A 16,747-nucleotide genomic window follows, 5' to 3' on the forward strand; every position below is an offset into this window, starting at 1 on the left:
ACCGAGGACCTGACCTCGCTGCCCTGCCCTTCCAAGTACCTCACGAAGAAGCATTCATGTCCTATCTCGCCTGGATTGATTTTGACCCCGAAGAGCGTCGCCGCGCTCAAACACTGATCGACCTGTTCAAACAGCCCGAGGCGCGCGACGAGCTCGGCCTCGGCACCGTGCGTGACGGGCTGGCCGATCTTCTCTTTCCCGGAACCAGCACGATCCAGACGCGGCTGCGCTACATGCTTTTTATTCCGTGGATCTATCTGGAAGCGCAGGGTCGCAAGGCCACGCAGGCGGAACGCACGGTTATTGCTCGCGATCTGGAATTCCAGTTGAGCGAAGCCCTGCTGCGCGGTGGAGAGACGATCGGAGTGATCGGACGAGACGCGGGGCGGAACCTGAAGCGCCTCGCATCAAGCGTTTATTGGGCGGGTCTGAACACGCTAGGCATCCGGGCGCTACCGGGCAGCCATTCGACCTTCCTGTCCTATGGTCCCGAAAGCCTGAAGGACCACGATCTGAAACTTTGGTCGTCCAACCTTCCGAAGCCACCCGCAGATCTCCTGGACCAAGCGTCTTTCGCCCTGGCCGATGGTGAGGCTGATTTCCTGCGAGACCGCATCGAAAGCCATGCGGGCTCAAGCTTGCTGAACGAGTTGGCTCGCAAGGGCAAATCCTTCGCGGATGACTGGCCGTGGCAGATCGCCGAAGACACCATTTCAGACGCCAATCGCGCGGTCCTTCGGCATGCCGAACGATTTTCCGGCGTTATGTACGGAGCCAGCCTTCTCTATAACCTCCTGCTGGCCCTTCGTGCTGCAGACCTGCCAAACGCCAAGAAACATGCCGATGCGGACACACTGGCGGCGGACTATCGCTCGCGCATCGAAGTTTGGAGGTCGGAGCTCGATCACCTGGCGTTGAACGACTGGGATCTCGACGACCTCTTCGGCCTGATTGGCAGTACCAGCCACAACCTCACCAAGTCATCGCGGGACTTCATCCGGGGATGGATAACAATCGCCCGGGACGGCACTGGTCCCGTTGAGGCTGATCACCAGGCGATAGAACTGCTCAAGCAGCGGGAGCACGGGCTGAAAAGGATGAAGGCAAGGCTCCTTCACGATGCGCCGCTTGAACGCTGGTCAGGGGCCTCGGGGGACGCGCGACTCGATTTCAGGTGGGGCATCGCCAGCCGCTATCTCGGAGAGCTAGCCGATGCCGGTTGATCCCGCCTTCGACCCTGAAAATCGCGAACTCTACACCTCGCTCATGCGCTCGCCCGACGGCTATAGGTTCGACCACGCCATAGCCACCACCTATTCGCTCGATTTCGAGACCGCCCTCGCGATCCCGATCGCCATTGTATTTCGCGACGCGGAGAATCGCGACGAGATGCTGCGCAGCCCCTTGGCTCTGCTGCAAAGCGTCGAACGGATGGCGGGCCGGATGGCCATTTACTGCGATCGTGGCCGCATCAAGGAGGCGCGCCCGAATGCAGCGCGTCTGATGGCTCTCTATGAGAAAACCATCACCGAAGTTGCGGCGCCGGGAGGCGGAGCGTTTCATCCTAAATTGTGGTGCATTCGCTTCCAACCGGAACGCAAGGGCATGCCCATCCGCATGCGTTTGGCGATTCTTTCGCGTAACCTGACCAATGATCGATGCTGGGATTTGGCGCTTTGCCTCGATGGCACGGTCGCCGACGATGTTTGCGAAGGCAATGAGCCCGTCGTCGGGCTCTTACGCGCCCTTCCGGGACTGGCGAATGCGGCCAATCGGCCGACGGCGCCAAAGTTCCTCCCTTCGCTGCTGCGCGATCTCGCCTGCTGCTGGTGGGACGATCTTCCCGCCGGGGCAACCAAGATCCGCTTCGCCGTCAATGGCCTGGAAGCGGGAGCGTGGGCGCCGCAAAAGGGGGAGCGTCTTGCTATCCTGTCTCCCTTTGTAAGCGGGGACGCGCTCAAGCAACTGGCTGCGGGATACGATGATCCCGCATCTTGCAAACTCGTCGCGCGGGCCGAGGAACTCGACTGCATCAAACCGGCCATTCGCAGTCTGTTTGAGATCCAAACCCTCGATGACCGCGCCACCGAATACGAGGAGGAAGACCGCGAGGAGGCCTGTTCAGCCGATCTCGAGGGTCTTCACGCCAAGGCTTATGTGGTCGAGCGCGGCTCACGCCTACACGTTCATCTTGGGTCCGCCAATGCGACGACGGCTGCGCTGGTGCCGACCCACGGAGGCCGGACGCAGAACGTAGAGATCATGGCCACGCTCGATGGCCCGAAATCCCGGATGGGAACGATTGAGGATGCGGTATTATCGGAAGGATTTCGCCGCCTCCTGGCTCCTTATACGCCATCCGAGCCGCCCGAGCAGGACGCTGCGGCGGCAGCCGAAAAGGCGCTGGAGAAACTGCGCATCAAAATCGCGGCGATCGCGCTCGACCTTCATTGCACCCAATTGACGGATACCATTGCGCTCGAAGTCGAGATCGCCGGCAAAGCCCCATCCCTCGAGCTACCGGACGGCGTAAGCTGTTTCATGCGCGCAATCACCGTTGCGAACGAACGGGGATACGATGCCGAGGCGTTGCTCTCGAAAGCACAGTCTCGAATGACGCTTGGTTCGGTGCCATTGAGCGAGGTCACCCGCTGGTTGGGAATCCGCCTTCGCGACGATCAGACTGGCGTGGAAGTCGCCTTCACCCTTGGTGCGCGGCTTGTCGGGGTCCCTGATGGGCGCGACGCCGCCGTGCTGCGGGCGCACATTGCGAACGTCGAGAATTTCTTTCGATATTTGAGCTTGCTCCTCGGAAGTCTGGGCGAAGGGAGTTTCCTCGAGAGCGAGTCCGCCGGCGAAGGGCAATGGCTGCGCCGGCTCGGTCAGGGCGGAACATCGCTTCTCGAACCGATGGTTCGCGCTCTAAGCCTCGATAGCGGCGAGCTCGCCGAGATCGATCAGCTCATCAAGCGCCTCGAAGATCCGGATGGCGGCGCGAACATAGTGCCGCCAGAGTTTCTCGCGCTTTGGGCAAGTTTTGCGCCGCTCCTGGCCACCAAGGGAGCGCGGCAGTGACCTATCGGGCGAACGACCATCTGGAAATCCTGAAGCCCTTCCAGCGCGCCACGGTCGATTATGTATTCCAGCGCCTGTTCACGGATGCGTCGCCCACGCGTCAGTTCCTCGTTGCCGACGAAGTCGGCTTAGGAAAGACCATGGTTGCGCGCGGCGTTATCGCCAAGACGATCGAACAACTGACAGGAAAGGTTGACCGCATAGACGTGGTTTACATCTGCTCGAACCAGGCGATAGCCGAGCAGAATATCAAGTCACTCAATGTTATCGGATCGGCGACCAAACCGCTGAACACCCGCCTCACGCTCCTGCCGCTTGAGATCGAGCAGGAAGGAGGGATCGCATCCAGGCCCATAAATCTCATCAGCCTGACACCGGGAACGACGCTCGATCTCAAATCGTCGTTGGGCACGGCAAAAGAGCGCGCTCTCATTTATGAGATGCTGAGAAAAAGGCTCGGCATCCGACATGGTGGCGTGCAGCGCATTTTTCGCGGTGGAGTTACGCCTGAGAACTGGCCCGGCTGGACAGATTGGATGCGCAGCCAGTCGATTTCGAAGGAGATATCCGAGAAATTCAACGACGCTATCGGGGATGACTTCATCCAGCGCATTCGCGCGGCATCGGAGCTGGCACGGAACAAGAAAAGTCCTGACTACCCACCCGACCAGCGCCCGGCCTCGATAATCGGGGAACTTCGCCGCATCCTGGCACGGATATGCGTCGACGCACTTACCCCGGATCTCATCATCCTGGACGAGTTCCAGCGGTTTGCCGAATTGCTGCATGAGCACGATGAGAGTCTTGCGCCCGAAAAGGCAGCGGCCGCGGAGCTTGCCCGGGCGCTGTTTTCCTACTCCGGCCCGGACGGTTCGTCGGCACGCCTGCTGTTGCTGTCCGCTACGCCGTACCGGATGCTCACCTTGAGCAGCGACGATCCGGAAGAAGGCGATCACTACAGCGATTTTCTGCGAACCATGCGCTTCCTCTTCGGCGACGTGGACGGCGAGGCGCGTGTCAGGGAACTCGAGAATGAGCTCTCGCAATTCCGGCGTGCGTTGCAGGCAATGCCTGCGTCAAAATCAGCCGCGCGTATCCAGCGGGACCGCGTGCATCACATCCTCAGCCAGGTCATTGCCCGGACGGAGCGCGTAGACTCCACTGCGGACCGCAATTCGCTTGTGAGGGAGTTGAAGCCCCCGCTGACGATTGAAACGGACGATCTGAGGGAGGCGAAAGCGGTCTCGCAGGTGGCCGAACTCGTCAGTGCGCCCGGCATCGTCGAATATTGGAAGTCGTCGCCGTACCTTCTCAATTTCATGCGTGGCTACAAGCTGCGAGAGCGCCTGCAGGCAGTCAAATTGCGGCCGGCCAAGGAGCTGCGCACCGCCATTAGAGCCGCCGCGCCGTACTTCATCGACAAGGCACAGGTCGAAGACTTCGCAGAGATTCCACTTCGCAACGGACGAATGCGCGCGCTCGCCGACACTGCATTCCAACACGGCCTCGATCGAGCGCTGTGGATTCCGCCTTCTCGTCCTTCATTCGGAGAGCCTGTCCCGGCGACCAAGACGCTCGTCTTCTCGGACTGGTCGATGGTCCCAGACGCGATTGCAGCGCTTCTCTCGCATGAGGCAAGCCGGCGCATGAAGATGTCACCCGATCTGGTAGGGCGCACAAGCCGCCCAATCGGCGTCGAAGAAATGATGCCGATGTTGTGTCCATCTCCCACCCTTGCCGCGTGGGTGGATCCCTTGCAGCTAGAACAGCGGCATGGACGAGCGGGCACTTATGCAGAACTGCTTGTCCAGGTTCGTCAGGCTCTTGGGGAACGCCTCGATCCAGCGTGTCTTTCCCGACTGGCCGAGCGATCCGACCGCTTGATGCCCCTTACAATCGAGGCCGAACTGGGCCTGGGTGTGGACTGGGGCCGCGTCGGTGCCATCGAGCACGATGCGCATGACGAACATGGCGCGATGGCACGGACAATCGAAGCGATTAGGCAGGCATTGGATTCCGTCGACCATCACGGCGACCCCGATCCAAGAGACATACTCGACAAGCTGGCGGAATTTGCGCTTGGCTCACCTGCGACCTGCGCGCTCCGCGCCCTCGCTCGCCTTTGCCCGGAGTTGCAGATCGACGATCCGGCGCTTGTTGGCGCGGCGATGGTGGTCGCGCTCGGATTTCGCAGCCTGTACAACCAACCAGAAAGCCGCGCTCTACTGGAGGAAGCCTCGCCCCTGAACTATTGGCGCCAAGTCAACGCACACTCGGCGCAGCACGATCTTGCCGCAGTGCTGGATGAATATCTCCATCTCGTCTTGGAAAGTGAACGCGCCGAGCAAGTCGATGCGCCCGAACGAGCTCGGCTCATCGCCATGAAGGTGGTCGAGGTTGTCGCACTGCGGCCGGCTCAGATTACGCTCGATCACTGGACGGCCGGCCGCGCGCGTTTGCAGGACCAGACATTCGAAATCCGTGCGCGGTTCGCCATGCGCTTCGCGACCAAAGCCGAAGAGGAAAAGGGTGTGCGCCGAACCACTCTTGTCCAGTCTGCTTTCAAATCGCCATTTCGCCCATTCGTGTTGGCGTCTACGTCAATCGGACAAGAGGGCCTCGATTTTCATCCATATTGCGCGCGGATCGTCCACTGGAACCTTCCTCGCAATCCGGTCGAGATCGAACAGCGCGAGGGCCGTGTCCATCGATTCAAGAATCATGCGGTACGCCGCAATATCGCGGCAGATTTTGGCAATTGCGCTTCGGCGCTCGTTGGTGCCGAGGCACCATGGACCGCCATGTTCAAAGCGGCGCAGGATCAACAAACGGCCGATGGGCATCCCGGCGATATTGTGCCCTACTGGATATATCCTGGCGAGGCGAAGATCGAGCGCATGGTGCTCATGCCTCCCTTCAGCCGAGAGCACGAACGCTACGAGAACCTGAAGAAGTCGCTGGCGAGCTATCGACTGGCATTCGGGCAACCGCGGCAGGACGAGCTGGTCGAACTCTTCTCAGGGATGAGCGAAGATGTCGTGAGCGAGCTGGCCGAGTTCCAGATTTCGCTCAGACCAGGAATTTGCCTGAATGCCCAATCAGATCACTCCACGACGGGATAGTTTGGCATCGGCCATTCATGGTCTGGATTGTCCATCATCAGATCGACAAAGATCGGCAGCAGGCAACCCAGCAGCGACACCCCGTCCCTCACCTGGTCGCGGTTGACATCGCTGTTCCAAGTCGCGCCGCCGTGCACCAGTTGATTTCGCAAGACGTAGAGCCGATCGAACAGGATCGACAGTATCCTGACGGTGTCGAGCTCGCGCAATGCATGATTGATAGCGGTCCGGCTACGCTCGAGCTTGTGCTCCCAGTCGTCGTAACCTGACACACCATTCTGATGCTGCCAGAAGGGGTGGTAGACATATCGATTGTCCAGAAGGAGGCGGATTTCCTGACTGAACCGCTGCCAGACCGCGTCGTAGACGCGGTGACGCCCATCGAACTTCATCAACGTCGAGAAAAAAGTTTGGAAGAGCCCACGCTCACCTTCCGGCGCTGAGCTGTTGGCCGAGGCTTCCACGTCACCGGCGTAGGCCGCGTTGAACCCGATCCAGAGTAGGATGAAGCGAACGTCTTGGTCTTCCTGTTCTGCTTCAGCCCGACGAAGCCAGGAAAGCGCACGATGAACGCGAAGGGTCAACGGCGTTGAAAAACCGTCGCGAAGCGCACGTTGCTTCTCTTTTAGGGCTTCAGGATGGAGAGGATTGCCCGTCGGGTATCGATAAACCATGCGCGCAACTTAGCGCGATGATTTGTTTCGGGATAGTTTATGGAGCGTCTCTATGTGGCTTGTCCGCAATTGATCTGATCCACGCGTCGATTTCCGCCTCTATCCACACCGCGCATTTGGGGCCGAGCGAGCGGGACTTCGGAAAGCGGCCTTCGCTCATTCGCTGATAGATGGCCGAACGACGCAGGCCAACGCGGTCGATGACTTCGGGCAGCCGCAAAAGCCGGGCCGGCGGGGGGACTTGTGGCGACGCCGGGTCTGCGCTTGCGCCGTTATCGGTAAGCTGGGGATGTGCTTTCATGATCGTTCCAGTCGGGTCAATTTCTCGGTCCCCTCCGAGGTGAATTGGATCAGCGTGGCAGCGACATCGAAATGTCGCGGTTGGCAAAATCATCAATGTGCTTGGCAAGCATGCGGGCGACGAGCTGCGAAGTGCCGTTCGCCCACCGGGGTCGCAAATCTTCGACGCGTCGCCCAAGCGTGCGTTCAAGCTGGCCTGGCAAGGCCGTAAAGAAGTCCTCAAGGAACTCCCCCATCTCGCTGCGCATCCATTCGCAGGCGAGATCCTCCTGACCAGCCAGGGCGAGGATCATGCTGGCGCGGGGAAAGGCGCCGCAGACATCGAGAACGCGCGCGGCTTCATCAAGGCCGATCGGCCGATCGCCGCGCATCACACGAAGCAGGGTCTCGCGGTGGATCCCGACTTCTCGAGCGATCTGGTGCTTGGGCTTGTCAGACGACTCGATTGCATGGGCAAGAATGTGCGCGAGGCTGGCGTTGGCTTCGCCTCGGAATGGCGCGGGCTGGTGCATCGACAAAAACTCCAACGATGAGGAACTGAGTCGTAGCCATATCGCGCCTGATCCATGTAGGAAAATGAAAAGAACATTTACGGAACATCTCGTTTCTAGGCGAATCAGACCCTAGGCCCGAGTCGCTGACAATCACCGCCACTCTTGTCGGGATTCGTCGACGCTGATTGCGAGATAAGCCGCTGTTTCCGCGTATTATCGCCGACGCCGGCCAATCGATGCGTCCATATCCGTCCGCCGCTTAAGCCCCAGCGTCAATCCGACTTTCCTACATCGATTTCCTAGATGCATGTGGAACACACAGCGAACGAAAGAACGCTGGGTTCACCCCTCCAGATGGAGCTCCATATGCAGTCTCTCACCCTCTCCCGGCGTTCCGGCGCCATCAATCAGAACCCCTCGAAGTTCGGGCGGGCCATGACCTTTGCAGTACCGCTTGCGGTCGCAGCACTGGCGGCGAGCGCCGCCTACGCGGGCGCCGACACGACCTTCACCCCTGCCCTCACGAAATTCACTGATTTCCTCGAAGGCTCGGGCGGCAAGATCATCACGGTTCTCAGCCTTGCAGGCGGCCTCATTGGTCTCGCCTCGGGCCGGTTCTCGCTCGGACAGGTCGCCGTTCCGGTCGGTGTCGGCATCGGCGTCGGCACGGGTGTTCCGATCGTCACCTCGGTCGTCACCGCGGTCATCTGACGCATCGGACGGGAAGGCGCGTCGCCATGGCAGACCCATATATCATCCCACGTCGGCTCGACGATCCGGAGCTCATCGGCTTCTGGACCATCGACGAGTTCGGCGGGATGCTCATCCCCTTCACCTGGGGGATCCTCAGCCAGCATATCTTTACCGGCATCATCGTTGCCTTCGGCGCCTGGTTCGCGCTGCGAAAGGCAAAAGCAGGACGCGCCAGCTCCTGGGTAGCCCATGCCGCCTATTGGTATCTGCCGGCCGGATTGCTGGGCCTGAAATCGACGCCGCCTTCCCACTGCCGCCTGCTTGCCGGTTGAGGGGAGATATCCATGTTTGCCGACATTTCACACGAGCGTCAGCAGTCGCTGCTGCGCCAGCGCAACCTCTTTGCGCTCACCAGCGCCGGACTTGGCATTGCGCTCGTCGTAGCGGTCAGCCTTGCTGCCACCCGCGACCGCGAAGTCGTGCTCCTGCCAACGCTCCCCAAGCAGCTCACTGTCAGCAGCGCGGGGGTCGAGGCCGACTATCTCGAACTCGTGACCCGCGATGCCGCGCTCGTTCTCCTCAATCGCAGCCCCGAGGGTCTCGACTACTGGATGGACGAGATCCTGAAGCTCGCCGATCCGGCAAGCTACGGACGGCTAAAGGCCGATCTCGTGCGGATTGTCGAAGAGCAGCGGGGTTCGGACGTCACCCAGGCCTTCGTCATCCGCTCGATGACCGTCGACCCCAAGGGGCTGACGTCCGACGTGACGGGGACGCTCAAGACGTTTGTCGGTGCCCAGGTCATCGCGAGCGACGAGCGCCGTTTCCGCTTCAACTGGACCTACCGGGGCCTGCGTCTCGCGCTGTCAGGCTTCAGCCAGTTGCCCACCAAAGACCCAACGAAGGAGGCCCAGTGATGGCTTACCGACGCAAGACGCGCGCGTGGAGTCTGGCTCTTTGCGCCAGTACCATGCTCGCATTCTCAGGGAGCGGCGCCGAGGCCGCCGACCAGTTCAAACAGGCTGCAGACGGAGCGAGCATCGAATGCGCTGTGTCGGCCCGCGAGCTGACGCGCTTCGCGCTGGTCGATGACCAGTTTGCCAGCGTCTCGAAGATCTCGACCGGCACGCCCTACAACGATTTTGCGGTCACCAACGAACCGCTGCGCGGCGACATATACGTGTCGGTGCCCGAGACCTATGCGGCGCGGTCGATCAGCTTCTTCGCCACGACCAAGAAGGGCTTCGTCTACAAGGTTTCCTGCCAGGTCGAGCCTGTCCCGGCAGTGCAAGTCTTCATCACCAACCCGGCGATCGCGACAAACAAGGCATCTGGCTGGGAAAGCGAAACGCCGCTGGAGACAAGCGCAGTGCGGCTCATCCAGGCCATGGCCAATGACCGGACGGTCGATGGCTTCGAAGTGAGGCAATCCTCAGCCCTTCCGGCACGGGTCGGCGATCTCGAAGTCCAGCTCATTGCGGACTACCGCGGCAGCGCGCTCGCCGGAAAGGTCATCCGCCTGGCGAACCGTGGCCGCAAGCCGCTGACGCTTGCCGAAGCGGATCTCGCGTCCTCCCAGACACTCGCAATCTCGATCGCCCAGCCCACTCTCAAATCGGGAGAAAGCACGGTCGCCTTCATCGTCGGTTCGAACGGAGGGTTGGGCCATGACTGATGCTCCCTCGATCTCAACCCCGGTACAGGCCGATCCGGCATCACCGTCGCCAGTAGCCAGCCTCAACGCGAAGACCGCACGGCGGCAAAAGCTTCTGCTTGGTTCCTTGGGCGCACTCGCGCTTGTCGGCGGCAGCTGGTTCATCCTGGGCGGCGACGACAGCGCGAAGAGCGATGATCCCACCGCCGCGCAGACCATCGATACCGCAGGACTCATCAATCGCGACCTTTCGCAGCGCGAGTTCGTCGCGACTTACGGCAATCGTCTCGATGCCGTCACCCGCGAGCAGAAGGCGATGAAGGACGCGAGCCTCCCGCGGGAGGAAATCGAATCCCAGCTGGCCGCACTCAAGGCGGAAAACCAGGCCATGCGGGTCGACGGCCAGGCCGCGATCGATGCAATCTCTGCTGAGAACGCGGATCTCAAGTCGCGCCTCGCCAGCCAGGCCGCCCCGGCAACCGCAAGCCTGCCGCCACCGGCCTATGGCCCGCAGGCGGGTGGCTACGATGCGCGCGGTCGACCGGTTCAGCCTGCCCCTGCGGGTGCTGCGCTGGGCGCGAGCGAAACCGGCCTGTCCGGTCCCGGTGAAGTCAAACTCATGAGCTTCACTTCCGACAAGGCAGGAGCCAGCGGTCTCAGGACGGCTCGCCCGGAAGCGCCGCCGGTGGTGGTCGAGGATTCGCCGGACTATTTGCCGCCCAATTCCTATGCTCCTGCCAAGGTCATCGTCGGCGTCGATGCGTCGGCGGGCGTTGCGAGCCAGACCGATCCGCTTCCCGTGGTGCTGCGCATTACCGGTCCGGCGCGCTCCGTAATGCAGAACGGCAAGGTTCTGACCACCCGCCTTCAGGGCTGCATCGTCAACGGCGCAGCGCGCGGCGATCTCTCGTCCGAGAAGGTCTATGTGAAGCTGGCGCGGATGACCTGCGACCAGCCCGGCGGGCGCGTCGCTGTGAGCGAGGTCAAGGGCTTCATCAGCTTTGCTGGAAAATCGGGCGTGCGTGGCCGTGTCGTCAGCCGCGAGGGCAGCCTTGTCAGCCAGGCTCTGCTTGCCGGGATTGTCGGCGGGTTCGGGCGCGGCTTTTCGGCGAACGCCAACAGCGTCTTCTCCGGCGTCACGACCAATGCCGATGGCACCCGCTCGAAGCTCTCTGCCGGCGACATCCTCGGCGGTGGGCTCGGCCAGGGCGCTGCGGATGCCGCCGATACGGTCAGCAAATATCTGATCGAGCGCGCCGAACAATACCAACCCGTCGTCGAGATGCCGACCGGCATCGATGTCGAGATCGTCTTCCTCGACGGCGTCTACGTGAGGAACTCCCAATGACCCCCGCCACAAACGATCCAACCCCCACCAAGCCGCGGCGCTGGCTGCGACCGGTGGCGACCGTTGCTGCCGTCGTCGCCCTGTCAGCCGCAACGGGTTGGGGCGTGGCCAGCCTCGCTTCCCCGGCCCAGGCTCCCGACACGGCAAAAGTGCGCGACGCGCTCAAGCTGCGCCTCCCGAAGACGCCGATCGACGCCATCACCTGCGATGGCCTTGGCGGCCTGTGCGAAGTCGCCTCGAAATCGTCGCTGTTCTATGTCGATCGCGCAGCCAAATATCTGGTGATCGGGCGCATCTACGACATGGAGGCGCGGCAAGACCTGACGGCAGCCCGTCTCCTCGCACTCAACCCAGACTTGCTGGCTGCTGGTGCTGCACGGCGGAGCAATGCCAACGAAGAAAGCCAGCCCGCCCCGCGCGCCACCCCGCAGAAGGTATCGCTCGCCGGCCTGCCCGCGAACGGCGCGATCACCTGGGGACCAGCCAACGGCCCCAAGGTCGTCGTCTTCTCCGATTTCCACTGCGGCTACTGCAAGAAGCTCGAAGGCGAACTGAAGGCGATCGGCGCGCGCGTCGAGGAGCGGCCCATTTCGATCTTCGGGGCCGACAGCCGCCGCGATGCCGAACGGGTGCTGTGCTCGCCGCGCCCCGAGCTGTCTCTGCATATGGCCTATTCGGGCCTCGCCCTCGCCAACCCGAAGCCGTGCGACACGAGCGGGCTCGATGCCAACGAGGCCTTTGCCAAGGCCCATGGCTTCAACGGAACGCCGGTCATCGTACGCCCGTCGGACGGCGCGATCCTTGAAGGATATCGCCCGGCTTCCATGCTCCGCGAATTCCTCAAGCCCGCGAAAGCGGTTGCCCCAGTTCCGGCCAAGAAAGGATAATCGTCATGGGATTTTCCCACCGTATTCTCGCCTCTGCCTGCCTTGCCGTGCTGACCAGCGGCTGCGCCACCTTCGGCACCAATATCGAAGGCGATTTCACCTGCCGTGCCCCCAAGGGCGATTGCGCACCCAGCCAGGTGATCGATGCGCGCGCGACCAGGGATTTGTCCGCGACCGGACCGGTCCAGGACGGCCTGCGTCCGCCTGTTTCCGTCGCTTCGGGCGATCAGGGCCGCACCTCCGAGCGTACGCTCAGGATCGTCTTTCCGGCCCATATCGATGAGACCGGGACTCTGCACGACGATGCTGTAGCCTGGGCGGTGGTCGAAAATCCGCGCTGGGCCGCAGAACTGCGCCGCAAGGCAGGCGAGGATACCGCCCCGCCGCTGATGCGGCAGCTCAGGCGCCAGCTGAAGGCCGCACAGGCCAAGAGCGATCTCCTGAAGGAAACCGCCACCATTCCCGCGGCCGAACAGCCCGATGCCGAGACGTTCGATCTCGGACAGCCCTTTCAGCCTTCGTCCTCGATCGAGGACATCCCCTCTGCCTCGCCGCTGGTCCTCCCCTCCACGGCGCGCGAGGCGGTTGCCGGTGCGAGCGCACCGGCGGTCGAGGGGTTCGACATGGCGCAGCCCCCGCATGATCGAACCCCTCGGCCCTCTGCCGACAAGGCCCCGCTGATCTACCCGACCATCGAGGCGATCGAGGCCGCCAAGAACGCCGCCAAGGCACAGAAGGAGCCCAAGTGATGGCCGAGAAACTCAAGACGATTGTCGACAGGCTCCTTACCGGGCTTCTCGGCGATGCCGAGCACGCCGAGCATGACCGGCCTGCCCTGATGCTCGATCTGCTGTCGGACTGGCTCCCATACCGGGTCTACGATCCGGCGAGCCGGCTCTATTTCAACGCGCGCTCCAAAGGCTTCGTGCTCTCGGTCACTCCTTTGATCGGGGCGGACGAACGCACTGGCGAGATCCTCGGGTCATTCTTCTCCGAAGGGCTTCCGGCAGGCGCCTGTCTCCAGGTCCTGCATCTTGCCTCCCCGCGCATCAGCCGGATCGTCGCGCCCTGGTTTGCGCCGCGCTATGTCCAGGGCGGCGTCTACGAGGCGATTGCCCGTCACCGCGCACATCGGCTCTACGGTCTTGTCTGGGAATCGGGCTCGCAGGATGCGCCTTTCCACGCCCGGCACCATCAGGTCATCGTTTCGGTCGGCGTGCCTGCGGCCAAGGCGGTCAGCAACGAAGATCTCAAGCAGACCCGCGACGGCCTCATCGCCATGCTGAAGTCGCTCAATCTGGGCGTTGCCGAAGTCGAGCCGCAGCAACTGATCGCAATCATCGACGACCTGACCTCGCCGACCACCGCACCGCAGGACGATGCCGTGCCCTATAATCCGAACGACGCGATCGCGGCCCAGGCGATCCGGCACGATATCGAGCTCGTCATCCACGAAGACCGGATGCGGCTCGTCACCGAGCGGTTTCGTGCGACGGGCAAGATCGAGGACGGCGTTCCCGAGATTGGCACGGTCTACCCCGATGCCTTCGACGTGCGGCATTTTTCCTCGCGCAACATGCCCCAGCGCTGGGCGCCGTGGGAATGCGCGCGGCTCATCGGCGACATGTTCACCGACAAGCTGCGCTTCCCCTGCCCGGCGGCGACGATGCTGTGCCTCGTCTATCCCGATCAGGAAGCCGCTTCGGCCAAGGCCGGCTTCAAGTTCATGCGTACGACGAGCCTTGCCGGAACGCGCAGCGCGCGTTTTCTGCCCCGCATCGGCGAGCAGGCAGCCGAGTGGCAGCATGTGCAATCCGAGCTGCAGGAAGGCCGACGGTTGGTACGGGTCTTCTATGGTCTGACCACCTACTCCCCGCTCGGCCGCGGGGACCGCGACGAACGCGCGATCAAGTCGATCTACAAGGCGGCGGGCTGGGATCTTGCCGATGAGCGCTATCTGCAGATCCAGGGGCTGCTCGCGGCCATGCCGATGACGCTGGCCGATGGGCTTGGCGCGGACATGGAGCGCCTCAAGCGCTTCAAGACCGTGCTCTCGACGACAGCGGCCAATATCGCTCCCATGCAGGGCGAGTATCTCGGCAGCGTCCATCCTCACTTGCTGTTCGTGGGCCGGCGCGGCCAGCCTTTCTTCTGGTCGCCGTTCGAGAACGATGCTGGCAACCACAATGTCGCGATTTGCGGCAAATCCGGCTCGGGGAAGTCTGTGCTGCTGCAGGAAATGTGCGCGGCGCTGCGCGGCGCTGGCGCTCAGGTCGTGGTCATCGACGACGGGCGCAGCTTCGAGCATTCGGTGAAGCTGCAAGGCGGGCGGTTCGTCGAGTTCACGATGAAGGCGGGCTTCTGCCTCAATCCGTTCTCGATGATCGATGGCGAGCGCGCGGCCGAAGACGAGGATTACCGGCTCGACTGCTTCGGCATGGTCAAGGCGATCGTCGGCCAAATGGCGCGGCACAGCGCAAAGCTTAACGACACCGAGCGCGGCCTGATCGACCGAGCGGTCAACATGGTCTGGAGCGAACGGGGCGTCGATGCCTCGATCACCGGCGTCGGCGAAGCGCTGGCCGGTCTCGGCAATGAAGCCGCGAGCGATCTCGCCACCGCGCTTGCGCCATACATGGCCGGCGGCACCTATGGCGCCTTCTTCGAAGGCCAGGCGAGCCTCGATCTCGACACCGATTTCACCGTCTTCGAGATGTCGGACCTTGCCACCCGCGAGGAACTGCGCAGCGTCGTTCTCTCGGCGATCATGTTCATGACCAGCCAGGCCATGACCCGCAGCCCGCGCTCGGTGAGGAAGCTGCTGCTGATTGATGAGGCGTGGTCGATGCTCAAGGGCGGCTCGATGGGCGAGTTCGTCGAAACCTATGCCCGCACTTGCCGCAAATATGGCGGGGCGCTGGCAACCGCGACGCAGTCACTCAACGACTATTACAAGTCCGATGGGGCGACCGCCGCGCTCGAAAACAGCGACTGGATGCTGATCCTCCAGCAGAAGCCCGAGACGATCGCCGATTTCAAGGCGTCGAAGCGCCTCGACATGGACGACCGCACCGAGACCCTGATCCGCAGCCTGAAGCGTTCGGGCAGCGATTATTCGGAAGTCTTCATCAAGGGCCCGGAGACCGAAGCGATCGGGCGGCTCGTCCTCGACGACTATTCGGCGACGCTGTTCTCAAGCTCGCCCCAGACCTTTGCCGCCATCGATGCCGAAATCGCGCGCGGCCATCAGCTTGCCGACGCGATCGAACGGATCGCCTTTGCCAATCGAACCTTGACCGGCCCCCACCGAGTGGTCCGCTGGGATTGTTAGTGCATTGACGCGTCCATCGCCAGTGTTGGCCGCAGGTGGAGCGAAGCGGAACCGGCGGGCGACACTGGCGATGGAACGGCCTCCGGCGCCGGTGGTCGATATCCCAGCGAGCTGTGCGGCCGGACGGTGTTGTAATGCCGCCGCCAAGCCTCGATCAGGATCCGGGCCTCCGCGAGCGAGTAGAAGATCTCGCCGTTGAGCAGCTCATCGCGCAGGGATCCGTTGAAGCTTTCACAATAGCCATTCTCCCATGGCGATCCGGGCGTGATATACAGCGTCTTCACGCCGATCTGGGCGAGCCATTGCTGCACCGCCGTCGCGATAAACTCCGGGCCGTTGTCCGACCGGATATGCGCCGGCGGCCCACGCGTGACGAACAGCTCGGCCAGTGCCGCGAGCACGTCGTCGCTCTTGAGCTTACGCGCCACCGGCAACGCCAGGCACTCCCGGCTCGCCTCGTCGATGATCGACAGGATCCGGTATTTGCGACCATCGTGCGTCCGGCCCTCGACGAAGTCGTAGGACCAGACATGGCCGGGATATTCTGGCCGCAGCCGGATGCACGATCCGTCGTTCAGCCACAGACGCCCGCGCTTCGGCTGCCTTTGTGGCACCTTCAGCCCTTCGCGGCGCCAGATACGCTCAACCCGCTTGCGGTTCACATGCCACCCCGCATCGCGTAGCAACGCCGTCACCCGGCGATAGCCATAACGACCATATTGCCGGGCCAGTGCGATGATATCCTCAGTGAGGGCCGCTTCGTCATCCGCCCCGCGTGGCGCCTTGCGCTGCGTCGATCGGTGCTGCCCGAGCACGCGGCACAGCCGCCGCTCGGACACCGGCATCATCATTCTGATGTGGTCGATACAGCGCCTGCGGCGTGCGGGGCTCAGAAGTTTCCCCGGGCAGCCTCCTGCAGGATCAGCTTGTCCAGCGTCAGGTCCGAGATCGCACGACGAAGCCGCGCATTCTCCTTCTCCAGATCCTTCATCCGACGCGCCTGATCGGTCTTCAGGCCGCCATATTCCTTGCGCCACCGATAATAGGTCTGCTCGCTGATCGCGATCCGACGACACGCCTCGGCGGTCGTAGCGCCCTGCGCAAGCACAACCTCCGCCTCACGTAGCTTGCCGATAATCTCTTCCGGGCGATGCTTCTTGCTCGGCATT

General features: G+C 62.5%; 15 protein-coding genes. 11 read left to right on the forward strand and 4 right to left on the reverse strand.

Going from position 1 to position 16,747, the window contains the following annotated elements; all coding sequences use genetic code 11:
- Nucleotides 1–56: 56 nt before the first annotated feature.
- Genes SPYCW_RS09770 through SPYCW_RS09780 form a run of 3 tightly spaced genes read left to right on the forward strand, consistent with a single transcriptional unit; the run spans nucleotide 57 to nucleotide 6,197 of the window.
- Nucleotides 57–1,223, forward strand: coding sequence for a DUF6361 family protein (locus SPYCW_RS09770; protein WP_015459201.1), 1,167 nt, complete (start codon nucleotides 57–59; stop codon nucleotides 1,221–1,223).
- Nucleotides 1,213–3,075, forward strand: coding sequence for a phospholipase D family protein (locus SPYCW_RS09775; RefSeq protein WP_120216623.1), 1,863 nt, complete (start codon nucleotides 1,213–1,215; stop codon nucleotides 3,073–3,075). The genes SPYCW_RS09770 and SPYCW_RS09775 overlap by 11 nt, the downstream gene beginning before the upstream one ends.
- On the forward strand, nucleotides 3,072–6,197 hold the full coding sequence (locus tag SPYCW_RS09780) for a helicase-related protein (RefSeq protein WP_120216624.1): 3,126 nt from the start codon (nucleotides 3,072–3,074) through the stop codon (nucleotides 6,195–6,197). Before SPYCW_RS09775 ends, SPYCW_RS09780 begins: the two co-directional genes overlap by 4 nt.
- Here SPYCW_RS09780 and SPYCW_RS09785 read toward each other — a convergent pair.
- Genes SPYCW_RS09785 through SPYCW_RS09795 form a run of 3 tightly spaced genes read right to left on the reverse strand, consistent with a single transcriptional unit; the run spans nucleotide 6,179 to nucleotide 7,683 of the window.
- The gene (locus SPYCW_RS09785) at nucleotides 6,179–6,871 is read right to left on the reverse strand and encodes a HEPN domain-containing protein (RefSeq protein WP_120216625.1); all 693 of its coding nucleotides are present in this window, start codon (nucleotides 6,869–6,871) and stop codon (nucleotides 6,179–6,181) included. The genes SPYCW_RS09780 and SPYCW_RS09785 overlap by 19 nt on opposite strands.
- Before the next feature lie 37 nt (nucleotides 6,872–6,908).
- Nucleotides 6,909–7,265 (reverse strand): AlpA family transcriptional regulator, encoded by a 357-nt coding sequence (locus SPYCW_RS09790; RefSeq protein WP_443029432.1) that lies wholly within the window; start codon nucleotides 7,263–7,265, stop codon nucleotides 6,909–6,911.
- Entirely contained in the window at nucleotides 7,222–7,683 is a 462-nt protein-coding gene (locus SPYCW_RS09795; RefSeq protein ID WP_120218231.1) for a transcriptional regulator, read from the reverse strand. The genes SPYCW_RS09790 and SPYCW_RS09795 overlap by 44 nt, the downstream gene beginning before the upstream one ends.
- 348 nt (nucleotides 7,684–8,031) lie before the next feature.
- Between SPYCW_RS09795 and SPYCW_RS09800 the strand changes: the two genes are divergently transcribed.
- The 8 genes from SPYCW_RS09800 to traC are packed head-to-tail and all read left to right on the forward strand — an operon-like array spanning nucleotide 8,032 to nucleotide 15,578.
- On the forward strand, nucleotides 8,032–8,376 hold the full coding sequence (locus SPYCW_RS09800) for a TrbC/VirB2 family protein (protein WP_120218232.1): 345 nt from the start codon (nucleotides 8,032–8,034) through the stop codon (nucleotides 8,374–8,376).
- Between the two features lie 26 nt (nucleotides 8,377–8,402).
- Nucleotides 8,403–8,690, forward strand: a complete 288-nt coding sequence (gene traL, locus SPYCW_RS09805; protein ID WP_120216627.1) for a type IV conjugative transfer system protein TraL — start codon at nucleotides 8,403–8,405, stop codon at nucleotides 8,688–8,690.
- 12 nt (nucleotides 8,691–8,702) lie between these two features.
- A complete protein-coding gene (locus SPYCW_RS09810) occupies nucleotides 8,703–9,275 on the forward strand; it encodes a type IV conjugative transfer system protein TraE (RefSeq protein WP_067105289.1) in 573 nt (190 codons plus the stop codon).
- Nucleotides 9,275–10,033, forward strand: coding sequence for a type-F conjugative transfer system secretin TraK (locus SPYCW_RS09815; RefSeq protein ID WP_120216628.1), 759 nt, complete (start codon nucleotides 9,275–9,277; stop codon nucleotides 10,031–10,033). Before SPYCW_RS09810 ends, SPYCW_RS09815 begins: the two co-directional genes overlap by 1 nt.
- Nucleotides 10,026–11,360, forward strand: a complete 1,335-nt coding sequence (locus SPYCW_RS09820; RefSeq protein WP_120216629.1) for a TrbI/VirB10 family protein — start codon at nucleotides 10,026–10,028, stop codon at nucleotides 11,358–11,360. Before SPYCW_RS09815 ends, SPYCW_RS09820 begins: the two co-directional genes overlap by 8 nt.
- Nucleotides 11,357–12,247: a DsbC family protein gene (locus SPYCW_RS09825; RefSeq protein WP_120216630.1), complete on the forward strand. Its 891-nt coding sequence runs from the start codon at nucleotides 11,357–11,359 to the stop codon at nucleotides 12,245–12,247. The genes SPYCW_RS09820 and SPYCW_RS09825 overlap by 4 nt, the downstream gene beginning before the upstream one ends.
- Before the next feature lie 47 nt (nucleotides 12,248–12,294).
- Nucleotides 12,295–12,996, forward strand: a complete 702-nt coding sequence (locus SPYCW_RS09830) for a conjugal transfer protein TraV (RefSeq protein WP_232014660.1) — start codon at nucleotides 12,295–12,297, stop codon at nucleotides 12,994–12,996.
- Complete coding sequence (gene traC / locus SPYCW_RS09835) at nucleotides 12,996–15,578, forward strand: type IV secretion system protein TraC (protein ID WP_120216632.1); 2,583 nt, start codon at nucleotides 12,996–12,998, stop codon at nucleotides 15,576–15,578. Before SPYCW_RS09830 ends, traC begins: the two co-directional genes overlap by 1 nt.
- Here the strand turns inward: traC and SPYCW_RS09840 are convergent.
- Nucleotides 15,575–16,746 (reverse strand): IS3 family transposase gene (locus tag SPYCW_RS09840; protein ID WP_095387322.1). Its coding sequence is split into 2 segments (ribosomal slippage): nucleotides 15,575–16,482 and nucleotides 16,482–16,746, totalling 1,173 coding nucleotides; the frame shifts between segments, so codons are not numbered across the junction. The genes traC and SPYCW_RS09840 overlap by 4 nt on opposite strands.
- Between the last annotated feature and the right edge of the window lies 1 nt (nucleotide 16,747).

This window comes from Sphingopyxis sp. EG6, assembly GCF_003609815.1.
Taxonomy (GTDB): Bacteria; Pseudomonadota; Alphaproteobacteria; order Sphingomonadales; family Sphingomonadaceae; genus Sphingopyxis.

Excerpts from the sequence above, each read along its gene's own strand:
- SPYCW_RS09770 (WP_015459201.1), top strand. The coding sequence starts at position 57 with ATGTCCTATCTCGCCTGGATTGATTTTGACCCCGAAGAGCGTCGCCGC.
- SPYCW_RS09775 (WP_120216623.1), top strand. The coding sequence starts at position 1,213 with ATGCCGGTTGATCCCGCCTTCGACCCTGAAAATCGCGAACTCTACACC.
- SPYCW_RS09785 (WP_120216625.1), bottom strand. The coding sequence starts at position 6,871 with ATGGTTTATCGATACCCGACGGGCAATCCTCTCCATCCTGAAGCCCTA.
- SPYCW_RS09790 (WP_443029432.1), bottom strand. The coding sequence starts at position 7,265 with ATGATTTTGCCAACCGCGACATTTCGATGTCGCTGCCACGCTGATCCA.
- SPYCW_RS09795 (WP_120218231.1), bottom strand. The coding sequence starts at position 7,683 with ATGCACCAGCCCGCGCCATTCCGAGGCGAAGCCAACGCCAGCCTCGCG.
- SPYCW_RS09800 (WP_120218232.1), top strand. The coding sequence starts at position 8,032 with ATGCAGTCTCTCACCCTCTCCCGGCGTTCCGGCGCCATCAATCAGAAC.
- traL (WP_120216627.1), top strand. The coding sequence starts at position 8,403 with ATGGCAGACCCATATATCATCCCACGTCGGCTCGACGATCCGGAGCTC.
- SPYCW_RS09810 (WP_067105289.1), top strand. The coding sequence starts at position 8,703 with ATGTTTGCCGACATTTCACACGAGCGTCAGCAGTCGCTGCTGCGCCAG.
- SPYCW_RS09815 (WP_120216628.1), top strand. The coding sequence starts at position 9,275 with ATGGCTTACCGACGCAAGACGCGCGCGTGGAGTCTGGCTCTTTGCGCC.
- SPYCW_RS09820 (WP_120216629.1), top strand. The coding sequence starts at position 10,026 with ATGACTGATGCTCCCTCGATCTCAACCCCGGTACAGGCCGATCCGGCA.
- SPYCW_RS09825 (WP_120216630.1), top strand. The coding sequence starts at position 11,357 with ATGACCCCCGCCACAAACGATCCAACCCCCACCAAGCCGCGGCGCTGG.
- traC (WP_120216632.1), top strand. The coding sequence starts at position 12,996 with ATGGCCGAGAAACTCAAGACGATTGTCGACAGGCTCCTTACCGGGCTT.